Origin of the sequence: Pigmentiphaga aceris, from assembly GCF_008119665.1 — a bacterium.
Lineage (GTDB): Bacteria > Pseudomonadota > Gammaproteobacteria > Burkholderiales > Burkholderiaceae_B > Pigmentiphaga > Pigmentiphaga aceris.
Map to the genome: position 1 here is coordinate 1,836,260 of NZ_CP043046.1, position 17,296 is coordinate 1,853,555.

Sequence of the window (17,296 nt, forward strand, 5' to 3'; positions counted from 1 at the left end):
TTGTTTGCTGCAAAGCGCGTTTTTACGCCGCTTGCTTCAACGACGCCATGTCGATGACAAAGCGGTACTTCACATCATTCTTCGCCACGCGCGCCCAGGCTTCGTTGACGTGTGCGACATCGATCATCTCGATGTCCGACACGATGTTGTGCTCGGCGCAGAAGTCCAGCATATCTTGCGTTTCTGCCATGCCACCGATGGCCGAGCCGGACAGCATCTTGCGACCGAAGATCAAATTGACGCCTTGCACCGGTGGGTCCAGCGGCGTCAGCACGCCAACCATCACCATGGCTGCATCGCGCTTGAGCAAGGCCATGTAGGGGTTCACGTCGTGGCTGACCGGGATGGTGTTCAGCAGGAAGTCGAAGCTGCCGACATGAGCTGCCATGGCCTCGGCGTCGCGCGAAAGCAGCACTTCATCTGCGCCAAGATGCTTGGCATCACGGCCTTTTTCGGCCGAGGTGGTGATCATCACCACCTTCGCGCCCATCGCCTTGGCGAATTTCACGCCCATGTGGCCCAGACCACCCAGGCCGATTACGCCAACTTTCTGGCCTGCGCGCACTTTCCAATGACGCAAGGGCGAATAGGTGGTGATGCCTGCGCACAGCAGCGGCGCAACCGCCTTCAGGTCGAGCTTTTCGGAAACCTTCACGACGAAGTGCTCGTCAACGACGATCTGTTCCGAATACCCGCCGTAGGTCAGTGTTTCGCTGTCGCGCTCTTTGCCGTTGTAGGTGAAGATCGCGCCTTTTTCGCAGTATTGCTCAAGGTCTTCGCTGCACGCCGAGCAACTGCGGCACGAATCGACCATGCAACCCACGCCCGCCAGGTCGCCCAGCTTGAACTTGCTGACATCGCTGCCTACCTTGACCACACGGCCGACGATTTCGTGGCCGGGCACCATCGGGTACAGCGAATTGCCCCAGTCGTTATGTGCCTGGTGCATGTCAGAGTGGCAGATGCCGCTATAGAGAATCTCGATCTGCACATCGAAGGGACCGGGTTCGCGTCGCTCGATTTGGAAGGGAACGACAGGGGATGTGGCGTCTTGAACGCCAAAAGCACGAACCTGGGGCATGGGAACTCCGATAAAGATTGATTCAACGATTTGCACAATACGCGTGCTCAAAAGCGCACGGCAAGCTTGAATTTGCAGATGAGTTCATGAAAGAATTTTCACAATCATGCTTCCAGCCAATCTTTCCCAGCTATCCGCCTTCTCCGCCGTTGCCCGATTGGGCAGCTTCGGCAAGGCAGGTGCCGAACTGTCTTTGTCGACCTCGGCCATCAGTCACGCCATCCGCACGCTCGAAGAGCGGCTTGGCTTGAGCCTGTTCAATCGCACCACACGCAGCGTTGCGCTTACCGAGGCGGGGCAGCACTTGCTTGAGCGCATCGAGCCTGCGCTGCGCGACGTGGGCAAGGCCATCGAGGAAATGAACGACTTCCGCGCGCGGCCGGCCGGTACCTTGCGCATCAACACCTCGCGCGGAGCAGGGCAACTAGTGCTGATGCCGATCGTGCCAAGGTTTCTGGCGCTGTATCCCGACATCTCGGTAGAACTGGTCGACAACGAAGGCATGGTCGACATCGTGGCCGAGGGTTTTGATGCGGGCGTGCGCTTCCTGAACGCGGTGCCCGAGGACATGGTGGGTGTGCCGATCGGTATCCCGCAGCGTTTTGTTGTCGTGGGTACGCCGGCCTATTTTGCGCGCCACGCTGCGCCCTTGCAGCCAGACGATCTGCTATCGCACGAGTGTGTCCGCTACCGTTTTCCCAGTGGGCGCATGTACAAATGGGACTTCGAGAAGGATGGCGTGCGGCGCGAGGTCGACGTGCCTGGGCGCGTAACCTTGGGCGACTCGACCATGGAAGTGCAGGCTGCATTGGCTGGCGTCGGCTTGGCGATCACGCTGGAAAGCGTCGTGCGTCAGGACATCGACGCTGGCCGCTTGATACCGGTGCTTGAGGACTGGTCGATGTCCGTATCCAGCTTCACGCTGTACTACCCACGCCAACGCAGGCTGAAGCCAGCGCTGCGCGCGTTCGTGGACTTGCTGCGCGAAGCCCGTGGCGAACCAGGTTTGGCCTGAATGAAAAACGGTCGCCGCAGCGACCGTTTTGCCGATTGCACCGCTAAAGGCATTACGCCCTGGCGGGGATTACATCCCCGAATACACCGGCCCCTCGCCACCTTGCGGTGTCACCCACACGATATTCTGCGTCGGGTCCTTGATGTCGCAGGTCTTGCAGTGCACACAGTTCTGCGCATTGATCTGCAGACGATCTTTGCCTTCATCCGTCTTCACGAACTCATACACGCCAGCCGGGCAGTAACGCGCCTCCGGCCCGCCGTAACGCGCCAGGTTCACGTCCACCGGCACCGAAGGATCTTTCAGCGTCAGGTGAACCGGTTCGTTCTCGTCATGGTTCGTGTTCGAGATGAACACCGAACTCAGCTTGTCGAAGGTCAGCTTGCCGTCGGGCTTCGGATACACGATCTTCGGGCAATCCGCCGCAGGCTTCAGGCACTCGTGGTCAGCCTTGGTGCGGTGAATGGTCCACGGAATATTGCCGCGCAGCACGAATTGTTCGATACCCGTCATCAAGGTGCCAACAGCCATGCCCTTCTTGAACCACTGCTTGAAGTTGCGAGCCTTGTTCAGCTCTTCGTGCAACCACGACGCTTCGAACGCAGCCGGGTAGGCCGACAGTTCATCATGGCGACGATCCGCCACCAGCGCGTCGAACGCGGCTTCAGCGGCCTGCATGCCCGACTTGATTGCCGCATGGCTGCCCTTGATGCGCGAGGCGTTCAACATGCCGGCCTCACAGCCCACCAATGCGCCGCCCGGGAATACCAGCTTCGGAATCGACAGCAGACCACCCGCCGTGATTGCGCGCGCGCCGTAGGAAATGCGCTTGCCGCCGGTGAAGGTGTCGCGGATGGACGGGTGGGTCTTGTAGCGCTGGAATTCGTCGAAGGGTGACAGCCAGGGATTGCTGTAGTCCAGACCGACGATCAGGCCGACGGCAACCTTGTTGTCGTCGAAGTGGTACAGGAACGCGCCACCGTAAGTGTCGGACTCCAGCGGCCAGCCAGCGGTGTGGATGACCAGACCAGGCTGATGTTTGGCCGGGTCGATTTCCCACAGTTCCTTGATGCCAATGCCATAAGTCTGCGGGTCTTTGCCTGCGCCCAGCTCGAAGCGTTCCATCAGCTGACGGCCCAGATGGCCGCGCGAACCTTCGGCGAACACCGTGTAGCGGGCGTGCAATTCCATGCCAGGCTGGTACTGGTCGGTGGGCTGGCCGTCGCGGCCGACGCCCATGTCGCCGGTGGCGACGCCGCGCACGGCACCGTCTTCGGTGTACAGAATTTCTGCCGCTGCAAAGCCGGGGAAGATTTCCACGCCCAGTGCTTCGGCTTGTTCACCCAACCAGCGCACCACATTGCCCAGGCTGGCAATGTAGTTGCCTTCGTTGTGGAAACAGGGCGGCAGCAACCAGTTCGGGGTTGCCTTGGCACCGGTTTCGCTCAGGAACAGGAACTTGTCCTCGGTCACGGCCGTGTTCAGCGGCGCGCCTTTTTCCTTCCAGTCCGGGATCAACTCGGTAAGTGCCTTGGGATCGATCACTGCGCCCGACAGGATATGAGCGCCGACTTCGCCGCCTTTTTCCAGCACACACACGCCGATCTCTTGTCCTTTTTCTGCCGCGAGTTGTTTCAGGCGGATAGCGGTAGACAGGCCCGCTGGGCCCGCACCGATCACCACCACGTCATATTCCATCGACTCGCGTTCCATCAGCTGCTCCGCGCTATAGGTTTTCTTAGATAAGACATTTTATCCATGCATCGCGTCTGGCGTACGGTAAAGGGGAAACCCTGTAGCCAGCTTCCTCTACAATCGTCGGCGGAATTCCGCACGGCGGCCGACCCTCGTGCGGCGGCCTCTTGCGCCATTTGCACCCGAAAGGAGCTCCTCTGATGAACAAGGTTTACCCCAGCGCCCAGGCGGCGTTGCAGGACATCGTGCGCGACGGACAGTCGATTGCGGTGGGCGGTTTTGGCTTGTGCGGCATCCCGGAGGCGCTGATTGCAGCCCTGCGCGATACCGGCGTGAAGGATCTGACCTGCATCAGCAACAACGCAGGGGTAGACGATTTTGGTCTGGGCCAGCTGTTGGCAACCCGCCAGATCCGCAAGATGATCGCGTCCTACGTGGGCGAGAACAAGGAATTCGCCCGCCAGTTTCTGGCTGGCGAGCTGGAGCTTGAATTCACGCCGCAAGGTACGCTGGCTGAAAAGCTGCGCGCAGGCGGCGCGGGCATCCCGGCCTTCTTCACCAAGACTGGTGTGGGCACCGTGGTGGCCGAAGGCAAGGAACTTCGCGAGTTCGATGGCGAGCAGTACGTGATGGAACGGTCGCTGACGCCCGATGTGTCGCTGGTCAAGGCGTACATCGCCGACCGCAGCGGAAATCTGGTCTTCAACAAGACGGCGCGCAACTTCAACCCGAATGTGGCAGCTGCCGGCAAGATCACCGTGGTCGAGGTCGAGAAGATCGTCGAACTGGGTGAACTCGACCCGGACCAGATCCACCTGCCGGGCATTTTCGTGCACCGCATCGTGCTGAACACCGCCCCCGAAAAACGCATCGAACAGCGCATCACGCGCCCCGCCTAAGGAGATCATGATGGCCTGGATTCGCGATGAAATGGCGGCACGCGCCGCGCAGGAACTGCAGGACGGCTTCTACGTCAATCTCGGCATCGGTCTGCCCACGCTCGTGGCCAACCATGTGCCGGCCGGCGTGGAAGTGTGGCTGCAATCGGAAAACGGCTTGCTGGGCATCGGCCCGTCGCCGCTCGAAGACGAAGTCGACGCCGACCTGATCAACGCCGGCAAGCAGACGGTCACGACCCTGCCGGGCTCGTCCTTCTTTGCCTCGGCCGACTCCTTCGGCATGATCCGCGGCGGCAAGATCAATCTGGCCATCCTGGGTGCCATGCAGGTGTCTGAAAAGGGTGATCTGGCGAACTGGATGATCCCGGGCAAGATGGTCAAGGGCATGGGCGGCGCGATGGACCTGGTCGCCGGTGTGAAGCGCGTGGTGGTGCTGATGGAACACGTGGCCAAGAAGAAAGACGGCACCGAAGACCTGAAGATCCTGCCGGCTTGCGATCTGCCGCTGACCGGTCTGGGTGTGGTCGATCGCATCATCACCGACCTGGGCGTGATCGATGTGACGGAAACCGGCTTGAAGCTGATCGAAGTCGCACCGGGCGTCACGGTGGAAGAAGTCGTGGCACGCACGGGCGCAACGCTCGACGTGTCCGAGACCAAGCTCGCAGCATGACCAAGGTAGTGGCGCAGTGAAGGCAGTGGCAGCACAAAAAACGGTGGCGAGTTTCGCCGCCGTCAAAAAAGCGGTGGCGGTACTGGCGTTCGTGGCCGGTGGCGCTGCTTTCGCCGCGCCGGGTGAGCCGCCGATTCCGGCGCGCTTGCCCATTCCGTCTGTGGCGGCCAGCGCACAGGAATTTGTACCCGAAGGTTTCACGCTCAGCCGGGAAGTCACGGGTCCGCTGGCTGGTGCTGCACCGGGCATTGCGCAGATCTACGAAAACGCGGCGGGTCGTCGTGCCTTGCTGATCGGCTATCGCACGGCCCAAGGTTTCGAAGCCAGTGGGTGGGGCTTTGTGGTGGCTTGCCGTGACTGCGGTATCGATGTGCCAGGCGACCAGAACGTGGAACTGGCGATCGTCGATCGTGCCGTTCGTCTGATCGATCGCAGCTTGTCGAAGGTGGATGGCACCCGTACCGAGGCCGAATTGACGCTTCGATACGACGCCGGCGTACGCGCCTGGCGGCTGGCCTTGCTGGAACAGTTCACCATCTTTGAGCAGGAAGGGCGCGCAATGCGTTCCTCCATGGACTATCTGAGCGGCGATACACGCGATGCGGAAGGCCGTTACGACGGTCTGCAATTCAAGGCAGACAGCGAACAAACCGGGCATGTTGCGGTAGAGCCTCAAATTCTTGAAACGCTGGACCTTTATTGAGTTTGTGCGGGCGGGTATAATCGCAATTTCCCGCACGCGCTCGGTTCGCCCCGAGTGCTCAAGGCAATGACCAAGTACGTTTTTGTTACCGGTGGTGTGGTGTCTTCGCTTGGCAAAGGCATCGCCGCTGCGTCTCTCGCCGCCATTCTCGAATCGCGCGGCCTCAAAGTCACCATGCTCAAGCTGGATCCATATATCAATGTGGACCCTGGCACCATGAGCCCGTTCCAGCACGGGGAAGTGTTCGTCACCGAAGACGGTGCCGAGACTGACCTCGACCTGGGACATTACGAGCGCTTCATCTCGGCCAAGATGCGCAAGGTGAACAACTTCACCACAGGCCAGATCTACGAATCCGTGCTGCGCAAGGAACGTCGGGGTGACTACCTCGGCAAGACTGTGCAGGTGATTCCGCACATCACCAACGAAATCCAGGACTTCATCGCGCGCGGTGCCACCGCCGCGTGGGAAGGCCAGGCTGACGTGGCGATCGTGGAAATCGGCGGCACCGTGGGTGACATCGAATCGCTGCCCTTCCTGGAAGCCGCGCGTCAGATGAGCCTGCGCATGGGCCGCAACAGCGCTGCCTTCGTGCACCTTACCCTGGTGCCGTATCTGGAAGCCGCTGGCGAACTGAAAACCAAACCGACTCAACACTCGGTCAAGCAACTGCGCGAAATCGGTATCTATCCGAACGCCTTGCTGTGCCGTGCCGATCGCCCGATCCCGGACGACGAACGCGCCAAGATTTCGCTGTTCTCGAACGTGCCGCTCGATGGCGTGATCTCGGTCTGGGACGCTGATTCGATCTACAAGATCCCGGCCATGCTGCACAAGCAAGGTCTGGACGACATCATCTGCGAAACGCTGAAGATCGATGCTCCCCCGGCTGACCTGTCGGTCTGGGAAAACCTGATCGAAGCGCGTGAGAACCCCGAAGGCGAAGTGCACATCGGCATGGTCGGCAAGTACGTTGACCTGACCGAGTCGTACAAGTCGCTGATCGAAGCGCTGACTCACGCAGGGATTCATGCCCGCAAGAAGGTCGTGATCGACTACATCGATTCGGAACAGATCGAAGCCGGCGGCATCGACGCACTGAAGTCACTCGACGCCATTCTGGTGCCGGGCGGTTTCGGCAAGCGCGGTACCGAAGGCAAGATCAAAGCCATTCGTTATGCCCGCGAAAACAAGGTGCCGTACCTTGGCATCTGCCTGGGCATGCAACTGGCCGTGATCGAGTTCGCCCGCGACGTGGTGCACCTGCCGCAAGCCAGCAGCACCGAGTTCGATCCGAACACGCCGCACCCGGTCGTTGCCCTGATCACCGAATGGATGGATCGCGAAGGCAAGGTCGAAACCCGCGACACCAGCTCCAACCTGGGTGGCACCATGCGCAAGGGTTCGCAGCGCGTGCCGATCAAGCCGGGCACCCGTGCTGCTGAAATCTACGGTACCGAGGTCAACGAGCGCCATCGTCACCGCTACGAAGTGAACAACGTCTACGTGCCGCGTCTGGAAGAAGCCGGCATGGTGATCAGTGCGCGCACGCCCAGCGAGAACCTGCCGGAAATCATGGAATTGCCGGATCATCCGTGGTTCGTAGGTGTGCAGTTCCACCCGGAATTCACCTCGACGCCGCGTGCCGGGCACCCCTTGTTCAGCTCCTTCGTCAAGGCTGCGATTGCGCACAAGGCGCAGCGTGGTGACGAGGTGCAGGCATGAGCCTGACCGCCCCCGCGACGGCTACGCGCAAGCTGCTTGATTTCGAGATCGGGCTGAACAAGCCCTTTTTCCTGATCGCCGGCCCGTGCGTGATCGAGTCCAAGCAATTGGCCATCGATACCGCCGGCACCTTGAAGGAAATCACCGACGCGCTGGGCATCCCCTTCGTGTTCAAGAGCTCCTTCGACAAGGCCAACCGCAGCTCCAGCCAGTCCTACCGTGGTACTGGCATGGAAGAAGGCTTGAAGATTCTGGACGAAGTGCGTGCCCAGGTTGGCGTGAAAGTGCTGACCGACGTGCACGACATCGATCAGGTCAAGCCGGTGGCTGCTGTCGTCGACATGATCCAGACCCCGGCGTTCCTGTGCCGTCAGACGGATTTCATCCGTGCCTGCGCAGCCTCGCTGATTCCGGTGAACATCAAGAAGGGCCAGTTCCTGGCTCCGCACGACATGGTGCAAGTGGTGGCCAAGGCGCGTGAAGCCGCCATCGAAGCTGGCGGTGACGGCAGCAACATCCTGGTGTGTGAACGCGGCGCAAGCTTCGGCTACAACAACCTGGTGTCCGACATGCGTTCGCTCGCGATCATGCGCGAGACGGATTGCCCGGTGGTGTATGACGCCACTCACTCGGTGCAGTTGCCGGGCGGGCAGGGCACGACCTCTGGCGGCCAACGCGAATTCGTGCCGGTGCTGGCACGCGCTGCAGTCGCCGTGGGCATCTCGGGTCTGTTCATGGAAACCCACCCGGACCCGGCGAAAGCCTTGTCCGATGGTCCGAACGCCGTCCCGCTGCACCACATGAAAGCTCTGCTCACCTCGTTGGTCGCGCTGGATCGTGTGGTCAAGGGTGCGGCTTTCCTCGAGCACGAGTTCTGAGCCACGCTATCATGCGGGTCTGAAATTCGTGGTCCGCAGTTTTTGGTCTGAAGTTCGTGGTCTGACATTCCGGGCCTGAAATCCTTGACCTGAGTTGTGGTTCTCATCCGACCGGGCCATGCCCGGTCGGTGTCCGATGCCCCCAGGAGTTGCCGTGTCCGCCTATCTGATCGCCGATGTTCAGGTGACCGATCCCGTTCAATACGAGCACTACCGAAAGTTCTCCACCGAAGCCATTCGTGTCTATGGCGCAAAGATTCTGGTGCGCGGCGGTGAAGTCTTCCCGCTTGAAGGCCGTACGCCCGGCCGCACCGTAATGCTTGAATTCCCCGATGTCGCTGCCGCCCGCGCGTTTTACGATTCGCCCGAATATGGCCAGGCCCGCGCAGCGCGCGAAGGCGCATCCATCATGAATATGTTCATCGTGCAGGGCGTCTGACGCTCACCCGTCCGCCAGCACGGTCGCCAGAATTTTTCACCTTTCCGAGAAGCCATCATGAGTGCAATCGTAGACATCATCGGCCGCGAGATCATCGACTCGCGCGGCAATCCCACCGTGGAATGCGACGTCCTGCTGGAATCCGGCGTCATGGGCCGTGCGGCCGTGCCGTCGGGCGCGTCCACCGGTTCGCGTGAAGCCATCGAGCTGCGAGACGGCGACAAGTCGCGTTACCTGGGCAAGGGCGTGCTGAAGGCCGTCGAGCACCTGAACACCGAAATCGCTGAATCGCTGATGGGCCTGGATGCGCTGGAACAAGCCTTCCTGGACCACACGCTGATCGAACTCGACGGCACCGAGAACAAGGGCCGCCTGGGTGCCAACGCGATGCTGGCAGTCAGCATGGCCGTGGCCAAGGCCGCTGCAGAAGAGTCCAGCCTGCCGCTGTATCGCTACTTCGGTGGCAGCGGTCCGATGAGCATGCCCGTGCCGATGATGAACGTCATCAACGGTGGCGCGCACGCCAACAACAGCCTGGACCTGCAAGAATTCATGATTCTGCCGGTGGGCGCGTCGAGCTTCCGTGAATCGGTTCGCATGGGCGCTGAAGTCTTCCACTCGCTGAAGAAACTGATCGACAGCAAGGGTTTCTCGACTGCCGTGGGCGACGAGGGCGGCTTTGCCCCCAGCGTGGCCAACCACGAAGCAGCCATCCAGCTGATTCTGCAAGCTATCGAGAACGCAGGCTACGAGCCGGGTTCGCAGATCTCGCTGGGCCTGGATTGCGCAGCCTCCGAGTTCTACAAGGACGGCAAGTACCACCTGGCTGGTGAAAACGCCGTGCTCAGCTCGCAAGAGTTCACGCACTTGCTGGAAACCTGGGTCGACAAGTATCCGATCATCTCGATCGAAGACGGCCTGGCTGAAGGCGACTGGGACGGTTGGAAGTACATGACCGACGTGCTGGGCAAGAAAGTCCAGCTGGTGGGCGATGACCTGTTCGTCACCAACACCAAGATTTTGAAGGAAGGCATCGACCGCGGCATCGCCAACTCGATCCTGATCAAGATCAACCAGATCGGCACCCTGACCGAGACCTTCGCTGCTATCGAAATGGCCAAACGCGCCGGCTACACCGCCGTCGTGTCGCACCGTTCGGGCGAAACCGAAGACACCACCATCGCCGATATCTCGGTGGCTACCAACGCACTGCAGATCAAGACCGGCTCGATGTCGCGTTCGGACCGCACTGCCAAGTACAACCAGCTGCTGCGTATCGAAGAAGACCTGGGCGATGTGGCGCACTATCCTGGCCTGAGCGCTTTCTACAATCTCCGCCAGCGTTGATGCGGTCGCGCAGTTGACGTTTATTCCTGACCGTTCGGTACCTTCATGCGTTCGTTGACTTTAGTTCTGCTGTTGGTGCTGGCGGCCGTCCAATATCCGCTCTGGTTAGGCAAGGGCGGATGGATGCGTGTCTGGGAGATGGAGCGTCAACTCGCGGCGCAGCAAGAGCATCTAACCGACCTGCGCACGCGCAATAACGCCATCGATGCCGAAGTGCGCGATCTGAAAAGCGGCACTGACGCGATTGAAGAGCGCGCGCGCTTCGAGCTTGGCATGATCAAGCAGCAAGAGATGTTTGTGCAGTTGGTCGATGCGCCGCCGCCGGGTGCGCCCGGCGGACCGGCGGTACCGCCGCCTGCACCGCGTCCCACGCCCGGCACCCCCATCGTGCCACCGCGTCGCTGAACGGTATGCCGTTATTGTTTGCCCGGTTCTTCTATGCCGGGGCACAACACACACTGATACCGCAGGCCGGATCACCAGCTTGAACAACACCGGGTGATGTCGGCGGTGTCCAGGGTGTGCTTGTCGAAGGTATCGTCGGGCTGCTTCCTGGCAGGCAAGCGCCTGCGCCACATGCACCTGGCAATTCGCCAAGCGCGCCAACCACGGTGTTGGCGACGGGCGCATCGCCAATCTGTGCGGCCCCCCACGCCGCCCGATACGTCTCTACTTCCCATTCGACTGGATGCGATTGCATCATGGTGGTGAACTCCCGCGTCATCACCAGCATGCCCGCACGCGCGCGCGCCTGGGTTGCATAGGCATCGTCGGTCTTTGCTGTTTCATCGCTGGACAGGCTTTTCATCAGCGCTCGCAGGCCTGGCAGCATGGGTGCATGCAGATAGGTCAAGCGCAGCCGAAGCTGGTTGGCATCGAAACGATCCTGGCCTGAACTCGGGCCACGGCCTTCCGGCCATCCACGTTGAACATCGCGTGCGTGTGCTTCGGCCAGGTAGTCGTTGTTGATGGTGCGGCGACCAAACTGAGCATTCAGGGCGGGGTCGGCAAAATCTGCGAAGCTTGAGCGGCCCGGGCCCAGTACTTCCAGGCGCATGGCCGGCACGCCGGTTTCACTTTCGATGCGTGCCGATCGCGCCGCCATGCGCGCGGCTGCCTCCGATAAGGTTTCACTGCTGGTGCCGCCCCCGAACAGCGGCAGCAGGGCGGCATCGAAGCGCCTGCGCATCGCAACGGGGTCTCCATTGGTGACGGCACCCTCGCGGGCCGCTTCCATCATCGCGTGATCCACAGCTTGCCGGGTCAGCTGCCAATGGGCGAATTCGACGCTGCCCATGCCGATGCCCAGCAAGGGCAGGGCGACGATGAGGAATTCCATCATGGCTATACCGCCTTGCCGTCGGGTTCGCGGCGTGCCGGCACATGAATGCGTCATGCAAAATGCGGCAGAAAAGGCGGGGCGTAGTTGCGCAAGGCCGGCCGACAGAGACATGGGAACCACCAGAGAAATACCGGAAACAAAATGCCGGGTTGGGCAGTGTGCGCCGGGCGAGGCGCGGCGGCGATGCCGGGAACTGCGAATGGACCAATGCACGCGGGCCACTGGCGGTACCCATCGGTTTCAAGTATGAAATTATGTGAAGTCAGCCCCTGTAATACGCCGCTGCGCTTGCGCGACACGCGGCCAAGCCCAAGAATCGGGTCAATCTCTTTGGCGGGACCTATCGGTCCCTACTTACTGCATGCGTTTTGGCATCACCTTCAAGTTATTCGCGGTCATTCTTGCCACGTGTATCGTCGTCACGCTGGCAATGGGTGCCGCCGTGCGCTACAGCTTCGAAAGTGGCTTTCGTGACTACGTGCGCGAGCGCGAAACGCGCCGCGCCACCGAGCTGAGCAGCAGCCTTGCGCAGATGTATCGAGACCGTGGCAGTTGGGACGAACTGCGCGAAAACCCGTCGCTGTGGGGCCGTGCGTTACGGGCGGCTACCTCGCGCTATGCCGCCGAGCGCGAACGTGAACGTCAGGCCCGTGAGCTGGAACGCCAGGAAAGAGAAGCTGCTGAACGCGCGCGGGCCGAAGCGGCCAAAGGTGTGCCGCCTGGCACGACCGGGCCAGCCGCCCGCCGTGTGAATGAACTGCGTCGCGAACGGGAGGCTGCCCCGCCGCCTCCCCCTCCGCCCCCTTACAGCCTGATCGACAGCGAAGAAAAACTGGTGGCGGGTGCCCCCGTCGATGGGCGTGAAGGGGCTATTCGTCGTCCCGTGGAAGTCGACGGGCAGACGGTAGGCTGGCTGTTGCAGTTCCCGCCGGCACGTGGCCCGGATGACAACGACAACCGTTTCCAGGAACGGCAGGAAAACGCCACCTGGGTCATTGTGGGCCTGTCGGCGCTGCTGGCTGCATTGGTCAGCATTCTGCTGGCGCGAATCTTCCTGGCCCCGGTACGCCGGCTGGCAAGCGCCACGCAGCGGCTGGCAGCGGGCGACTATGAAACCCGTGTCCGCCCTGGCGCACAGGACGAGCTGGGACAGTTGGCGGAAGACTTCAACCGCCTGGCCAATACACTGGAAAAGAACGAGCAGCTGCGACGCAACCTGGTCGCCGACATTTCCCACGAACTGCGCACGCCGCTGGCGGTGCTGCGGGCAGAGATCGAGGCACTGGAAGACGGCATCCGGCCGCTGACCCCGGACACATTGGCTTCGTTGCAGTCGGAAGTGGCGATGCTGAACAAGTTGATCGACGATCTGCACGAGCTGTCGCTGGCCGATGAAGGTGCCTTGACCTACCGCATGACCGATGTCGATCTGGCCAGCTTGCTCGAAGTGGCCGCGCATGGCTTCCGTGAACGCTATCGCCAGAAGGGCTTGCAGCTCGACACCGAGGTCAGCCCGCGGCTGCCGCAACTACGTGGCGATCCGCAAAGGCTGCGGCAACTGCTGAACAATCTGCTGGAAAATTCGCTGCGATACACCGACGAAGGCGGTCGGGTGCAGGTGTTGCTGTCGGCGGATAATCAGGGCACTCGCCTGGATGTACGCGATTCCTCGCCCGGTGTGCCTGAAGAATTGCTGCCCCGGCTGTTCGAGCGCCTGTTCCGCGTGGATGGCTCGCGCAACCGTGAGGCGGGTGGCACGGGCCTGGGTCTGGCCATCTGCCAACGCATTGTCGAAGCCCACGGCGGCACCATTACGGCCCGTCCCTCACCGCTTGGCGGTGTGTGGATGGCCATCACATTCCCCAATTCCTGAGAGTCCCTATGCCGACCATTCTTATTGTCGAAGACGAACCCAAGCTTGCCGCCGTGCTGTCGGACTATCTGCGTGCCGCCAGCTACGAAACCGAGATTGTTGGGGACGGGTTGGCCGTGATGTCCACCGTGCAACGACTCAAACCCGACCTGATCTTGCTCGACCTGATGCTGCCCGGACGCGATGGCCTGGAAATCTGCCGTGAACTGCGTGTGACGTCTGACGTGCCAATCATTATGGTGACCGCACGCGTAGAGGAAATCGACCGCCTGCTGGGCCTGGAGATGGGGGCCGACGACTACCTGTGCAAACCCTTCAGCCCGCGTGAAGTGGTGGCGCGGGTGCGCGCGATCCTGCGTCGGGCACGCGGAACCGGCAACGGCACGGCGCAGGCCGAAGCCAATGGATTGGTGGTGGACGAAAGCCAGTACCAAGCGCGCTTGGACGGCCACACGCTGGATCTGACCCCGGTGGAATTCCGCCTGCTCTCGGCGCTGGCCTCGCCGGTTGGTCAGATTTTTTCGCGCGATCGCCTGCTTGACCACCTGTACGACGATCATCGCGTGGTGACCGACCGCACGGTGGACAGCCACGTGAAGAATCTGCGCCGCAAGCTTGAAGCCGTGCGGCCCGAACAGGATCTGATCCGCTCCATCTATGGCGTGGGATACCGGTTGGAGCTGTGATTCAGTAAGGGTGTGTTCATGATTTCTCCTAGCTTTCCCCCAATTTGCTTCCAGGTCGGTAGGTAATCTGCAGGTGTCGGTGGAGACGCGGTCTTGAAGAAAAACCGGTCGCCGAATCCTCTCAAAAGCATCAGGAGCACGCCAATCATGAATACTCGTCGAATCGGCCAGTTCGTTCTGGCAACCGTGATCGCAGCCTCGACCCCGCTGCTGGTTCATGCAGCCCCCAGCCCCGCAGACGCCGGCCCGGCCGCATCCGCCCATCGCGGCGCGCCTGGTCACCCGGGTGGCCCTGGCGGCCCGGGCTTCGAACATCGCCGTGGCGGTGGTGAATTCGGTCGTGGCCCGCACTTCCTGCACGGCATCAAGCTGACCGAAGCGCAGCAGGACAAGGTCTTCGAGATTCTGCACAACCGTGCCCCGGCACTGCGCGACGCAATGAAAGCCGCCGGCAAGTCGCGCAAGGAACTGAACGAGCTGGTGCGTTCGGGCAGCTTCAAGGAAAGCGAGGGCCGTGCACTGGCTGATCGGGGGGCCAAGGCCTTTGCCGAGGCTGAGTTCCTGAAGGCGCGCAGCGATGCTGAAATCATGGCCTTGCTGACGCCGGAACAACGTGCCGAAATCAAGACGCGTCAAGAGCGCCGTCAACTGGCCATGCGTGGCGAAGGGCGTGGCCAGTGGGGTGGTAACCGCAGCGATGCACCGCCGCCGGCTCCGGGTGTGGCACCCGCAACGCCTGCAACGCCCGCGCCGACTGGCACGACGCGCTAAGCAGCAGGAGTGTGACGCAGGGGGGATCACTCCAGGCGTCAGGGGGCAAGTTGGCACTGAATGCTGGCTTGCCTCCGAATAAAAACTGCGCCGCCTTCGGGCGGCGCAGTCACGTGCGTCATCAACTACGTCATCAAGACGCTATCTGTCTGGACGCAGACTTACCCCTGTGCGCAAAAACGCAGAATGGCTTCCGCCACCTGTTGCGGGGCTTCTCGCTGCGGGAAATGTCCCACGCCGTCCAAGATGTCGCGTTCGTAGCGGCCCTTGAAGAAGGCTTCCCGTCCTGACGAGGTGTCTGGGTGGTTGCAGGTGTCGGCACCTCCGTGAAGCACCAGGCTTGGCACCGCCAACACCGGTGCGGGCGACAACAGGGCTTCATCTGCAGCGTAGGCCGGGTCGCCTTTCGCAAACCCCCAACGATGACGATAGGAATGGACCACGATCTCGGCCCAGTCCTCGCCATCGAACGCCTTCGTGGCTTCCATAAAATCCGCGTCGGCATACCAACCGGCCGGTGCCCAGGTGTCCCACATCATTCGGGCAAAGGCTTGGCGGTCTTCGTGTACCGCACGTTCACCGCGCGGGGTGGCCATGTACCAGTGGTACCAGTAATTACGCGCCTGCGGCAACGCAATCGGCTGGTCTGGCGCGTTCGTGCCGTAACCGACTGACAGCATCACCAGATGCGAGGCAATCCCTTGCTGCAGACCGCAGGCATTGGCCGCTGCCCGCGCACCCCAATCGTGTCCGATCAGCGCAGGGCGGTCGATGCCGAGGGCAGCGATGAAATCCAGCAGATCCCGCCCCAACGCCGCCAGTTGTCCGCTGCGCGGCGTGTCGGCATCCCGAAAGCGGGTGGGTGCAAAGCCGCGCAATGCCGGGGCCAACACCCGGTAGCCGGCGCTTGCCAGCGCAGGTGCAACGGTATGCCAGCACGCCGGGCTGTCAGGCCAGCCGTGCAGCAGAATAGCCGTCTGGCTGCCGGTCGGGTTCCATTCCAGGTAGGCGATGTCCAGCTTGTTGGTGGCGACGTATTGGTAGTTTGGTGCGGGGTAGCTGTGTACAGGGTGGCTATGCATAGGCTTGGTTTTGCTTGGATGAAGAAAACCAAGCGTAGCGGGCAAAGAAAGCAAGATTCGCGAATAATCGTGCTTTATTGAATGCATTTCGTACTGAATAAACCGATGAGCACTATACCCATGCCCGCCCCAATTACTGAAAGCGCCCAGCTGGACATGGTGCAGCTACGCAGTTTTTTGGAAGTCGTGGATAGCGGTGGTTTTGCAAGTGCGGCAGATCGCCTCGCCCTGACACCTTCTGCCGTCAGCGGTCACATCCGTCGACTGGAGCAGACCGTCGGCACCCAGTTGCTTGCGCGCACCACCCGCCGCTTGGCACTGACCCCGGCCGGTGACACCTTGTACGCGTATGGCCGCAACATTCTGGATCTGGAACGCGAAGTCCGCGCCAGGCTGCGGGGCGGGCCGCTGCGCGGAAAACTGCGGATTGGTGCGTCGGAAGATTTTGCCGGCACCTGGCTGCCGCAGGTGCTTCAGCGTTTCCGACAATGGAACCCGGACGCAACCATAGAACTGAAGGTTGGCATCACGGCCGATCTACAGCGCCAACAGGAACGTGGGCAACTGGACCTGGTGTTCGGCAAGCGCTGCAGTCGCGTTGAAAGTGAAGGCACACTGCTGTGGGAAGAGCCGCTGATATGGGTCTTCGCAGAAGATCAGCCGCTGTCAGATACAGATGGGTTGCCACTGGCGGTGTTTCCAGAACCCTGCGTGTATCGAGAGGCTGCGGTCGCAGCCCTGGGCAAGACCGAGCGTGCTTGGCGAATCGTGTTCGAGAGCAGCAGCATGGCGGGCTGCATGGCGGCAGCCCGATCGGGTTTTGCGGTGACCGTGATTGCTGCCAGCCAGCGCAGCAAGGGGCTGCGTGTGCTGAGTGCCGACGATGGCTGGCCCGAGCTGCCGGCCGCACGCTTTTACGCGTTTGCCCAGCCGGACCATGCCATCTGCACGGCGTTGATCGACATCGCGCGGCAGGCAGGAAGCCGTACGCGCTTCGCACAACATCGGCTGGACGCCTGATCGGTCTGGAAACGCGTGGCCTTGATTGCCGTTCGGGCAGGGCGGTGTGGTCACCGCCCTTGGTTAG

17 protein-coding genes are annotated in these 17,296 nt (G+C 61.5%); 13 read left to right on the top strand and 4 right to left on the bottom strand.

From position 1 onward, the window contains the following. Window positions 1-22: 22 nt before the first annotated feature. A complete protein-coding gene (locus tag FXN63_RS07705; RefSeq protein WP_148814127.1) occupies window positions 23-1,081 on the bottom strand; it encodes an NAD(P)-dependent alcohol dehydrogenase in 1,059 nt (352 codons plus the stop codon). A 106-nt stretch (window positions 1,082-1,187) separates the two neighbouring features. Between FXN63_RS07705 and FXN63_RS07710 the strand changes: the two genes are divergently transcribed. Further along, on the top strand, window positions 1,188-2,096 hold the full coding sequence (locus FXN63_RS07710; RefSeq protein WP_148814128.1) for a LysR family transcriptional regulator: 909 nt from the start codon (window positions 1,188-1,190) through the stop codon (window positions 2,094-2,096). A gap of 69 nt (window positions 2,097-2,165) precedes the next feature. Here FXN63_RS07710 and FXN63_RS07715 read toward each other — a convergent pair whose 3' ends face one another. Further along, entirely contained in the window at window positions 2,166-3,794 is a 1,629-nt protein-coding gene (locus FXN63_RS07715) for an electron transfer flavoprotein-ubiquinone oxidoreductase (protein WP_148819049.1), read from the bottom strand. Window positions 3,795-3,991: 197 nt separating this feature from the next. Here FXN63_RS07715 and FXN63_RS07720 point away from each other — a divergent pair, with 197 nt between their 5' ends. The 8 genes from FXN63_RS07720 to ftsB all read left to right on the top strand — a co-directional run bounded on the left by FXN63_RS07720 (window position 3,992) and on the right by ftsB (window position 10,860). After that, window positions 3,992-4,690, top strand: coding sequence for a CoA transferase subunit A (locus tag FXN63_RS07720; RefSeq protein WP_148814129.1), 699 nt, complete (start codon window positions 3,992-3,994; stop codon window positions 4,688-4,690). Between the two features lie 10 nt (window positions 4,691-4,700). After that, on the top strand, window positions 4,701-5,363 hold the full coding sequence (locus FXN63_RS07725) for a 3-oxoacid CoA-transferase subunit B (protein WP_148819051.1): 663 nt from the start codon (window positions 4,701-4,703) through the stop codon (window positions 5,361-5,363). 25 nt (window positions 5,364-5,388) lie between these two features. Continuing rightward, window positions 5,389-6,066, top strand: coding sequence for a hypothetical protein (locus tag FXN63_RS07730; RefSeq protein WP_148814130.1), 678 nt, complete (start codon window positions 5,389-5,391; stop codon window positions 6,064-6,066). Window positions 6,067-6,132: 66 nt separating this feature from the next. Beyond that, entirely contained in the window at window positions 6,133-7,791 is a 1,659-nt protein-coding gene (locus tag FXN63_RS07735; RefSeq protein ID WP_148814131.1) for a CTP synthase, read from the top strand. Beyond that, window positions 7,788-8,669 (top strand): 3-deoxy-8-phosphooctulonate synthase, encoded by an 882-nt coding sequence (kdsA, locus tag FXN63_RS07740; RefSeq protein ID WP_148814132.1) that lies wholly within the window; start codon window positions 7,788-7,790, stop codon window positions 8,667-8,669. The genes FXN63_RS07735 and kdsA overlap by 4 nt, the downstream gene beginning before the upstream one ends. A 154-nt stretch (window positions 8,670-8,823) precedes the next feature. Further along, on the top strand, window positions 8,824-9,108 hold the full coding sequence (locus FXN63_RS07745; protein WP_148814133.1) for a DUF1330 domain-containing protein: 285 nt from the start codon (window positions 8,824-8,826) through the stop codon (window positions 9,106-9,108). A gap of 57 nt (window positions 9,109-9,165) precedes the next feature. Next, window positions 9,166-10,455, top strand: coding sequence for a phosphopyruvate hydratase (eno, locus tag FXN63_RS07750; protein ID WP_148814134.1), 1,290 nt, complete (start codon window positions 9,166-9,168; stop codon window positions 10,453-10,455). Between the two features lie 45 nt (window positions 10,456-10,500). Further along, complete coding sequence (gene ftsB, locus FXN63_RS07755; RefSeq protein ID WP_148814135.1) at window positions 10,501-10,860, top strand: cell division protein FtsB; 360 nt, start codon at window positions 10,501-10,503, stop codon at window positions 10,858-10,860. A 31-nt stretch (window positions 10,861-10,891) separates the two neighbouring features. Here the strand turns inward: ftsB and FXN63_RS07760 are convergent, their stop codons facing one another. Then, window positions 10,892-11,797, bottom strand: a complete 906-nt coding sequence (locus FXN63_RS07760; RefSeq protein ID WP_187395146.1) for a TadE/TadG family type IV pilus assembly protein — start codon at window positions 11,795-11,797, stop codon at window positions 10,892-10,894. Between the two features lie 361 nt (window positions 11,798-12,158). Between FXN63_RS07760 and baeS the strand changes: the two genes are divergently transcribed. The 3 genes from baeS to FXN63_RS07775 all read left to right on the top strand — a co-directional run bounded on the left by baeS (window position 12,159) and on the right by FXN63_RS07775 (window position 15,127). Beyond that, a complete protein-coding gene (baeS, locus tag FXN63_RS07765; protein ID WP_148814137.1) occupies window positions 12,159-13,670 on the top strand; it encodes a sensor histidine kinase efflux regulator BaeS in 1,512 nt (503 codons plus the stop codon). A gap of 8 nt (window positions 13,671-13,678) precedes the next feature. Next, window positions 13,679-14,356 carry a response regulator gene (locus FXN63_RS07770; RefSeq protein WP_148814138.1) on the top strand — a complete coding sequence of 226 codons (678 nt, stop codon included), beginning with the start codon at window positions 13,679-13,681 and terminating at the stop codon, window positions 14,354-14,356. 147 nt (window positions 14,357-14,503) lie between these two features. Beyond that, on the top strand, window positions 14,504-15,127 hold the full coding sequence (locus tag FXN63_RS07775) for a Spy/CpxP family protein refolding chaperone (protein WP_148814139.1): 624 nt from the start codon (window positions 14,504-14,506) through the stop codon (window positions 15,125-15,127). 161 nt (window positions 15,128-15,288) lie between these two features. Here the strand turns inward: FXN63_RS07775 and FXN63_RS07780 are convergent, their stop codons facing one another. After that, window positions 15,289-16,209, bottom strand: coding sequence for an alpha/beta fold hydrolase (locus tag FXN63_RS07780; RefSeq protein WP_148814140.1), 921 nt, complete (start codon window positions 16,207-16,209; stop codon window positions 15,289-15,291). 120 nt (window positions 16,210-16,329) lie between these two features. Between FXN63_RS07780 and FXN63_RS07785 the strand changes: the two genes are divergently transcribed. After that, entirely contained in the window at window positions 16,330-17,229 is a 900-nt protein-coding gene (locus tag FXN63_RS07785) for a LysR family transcriptional regulator (protein WP_246165062.1), read from the top strand. Window positions 17,230-17,296 lie beyond the last annotated feature (67 nt).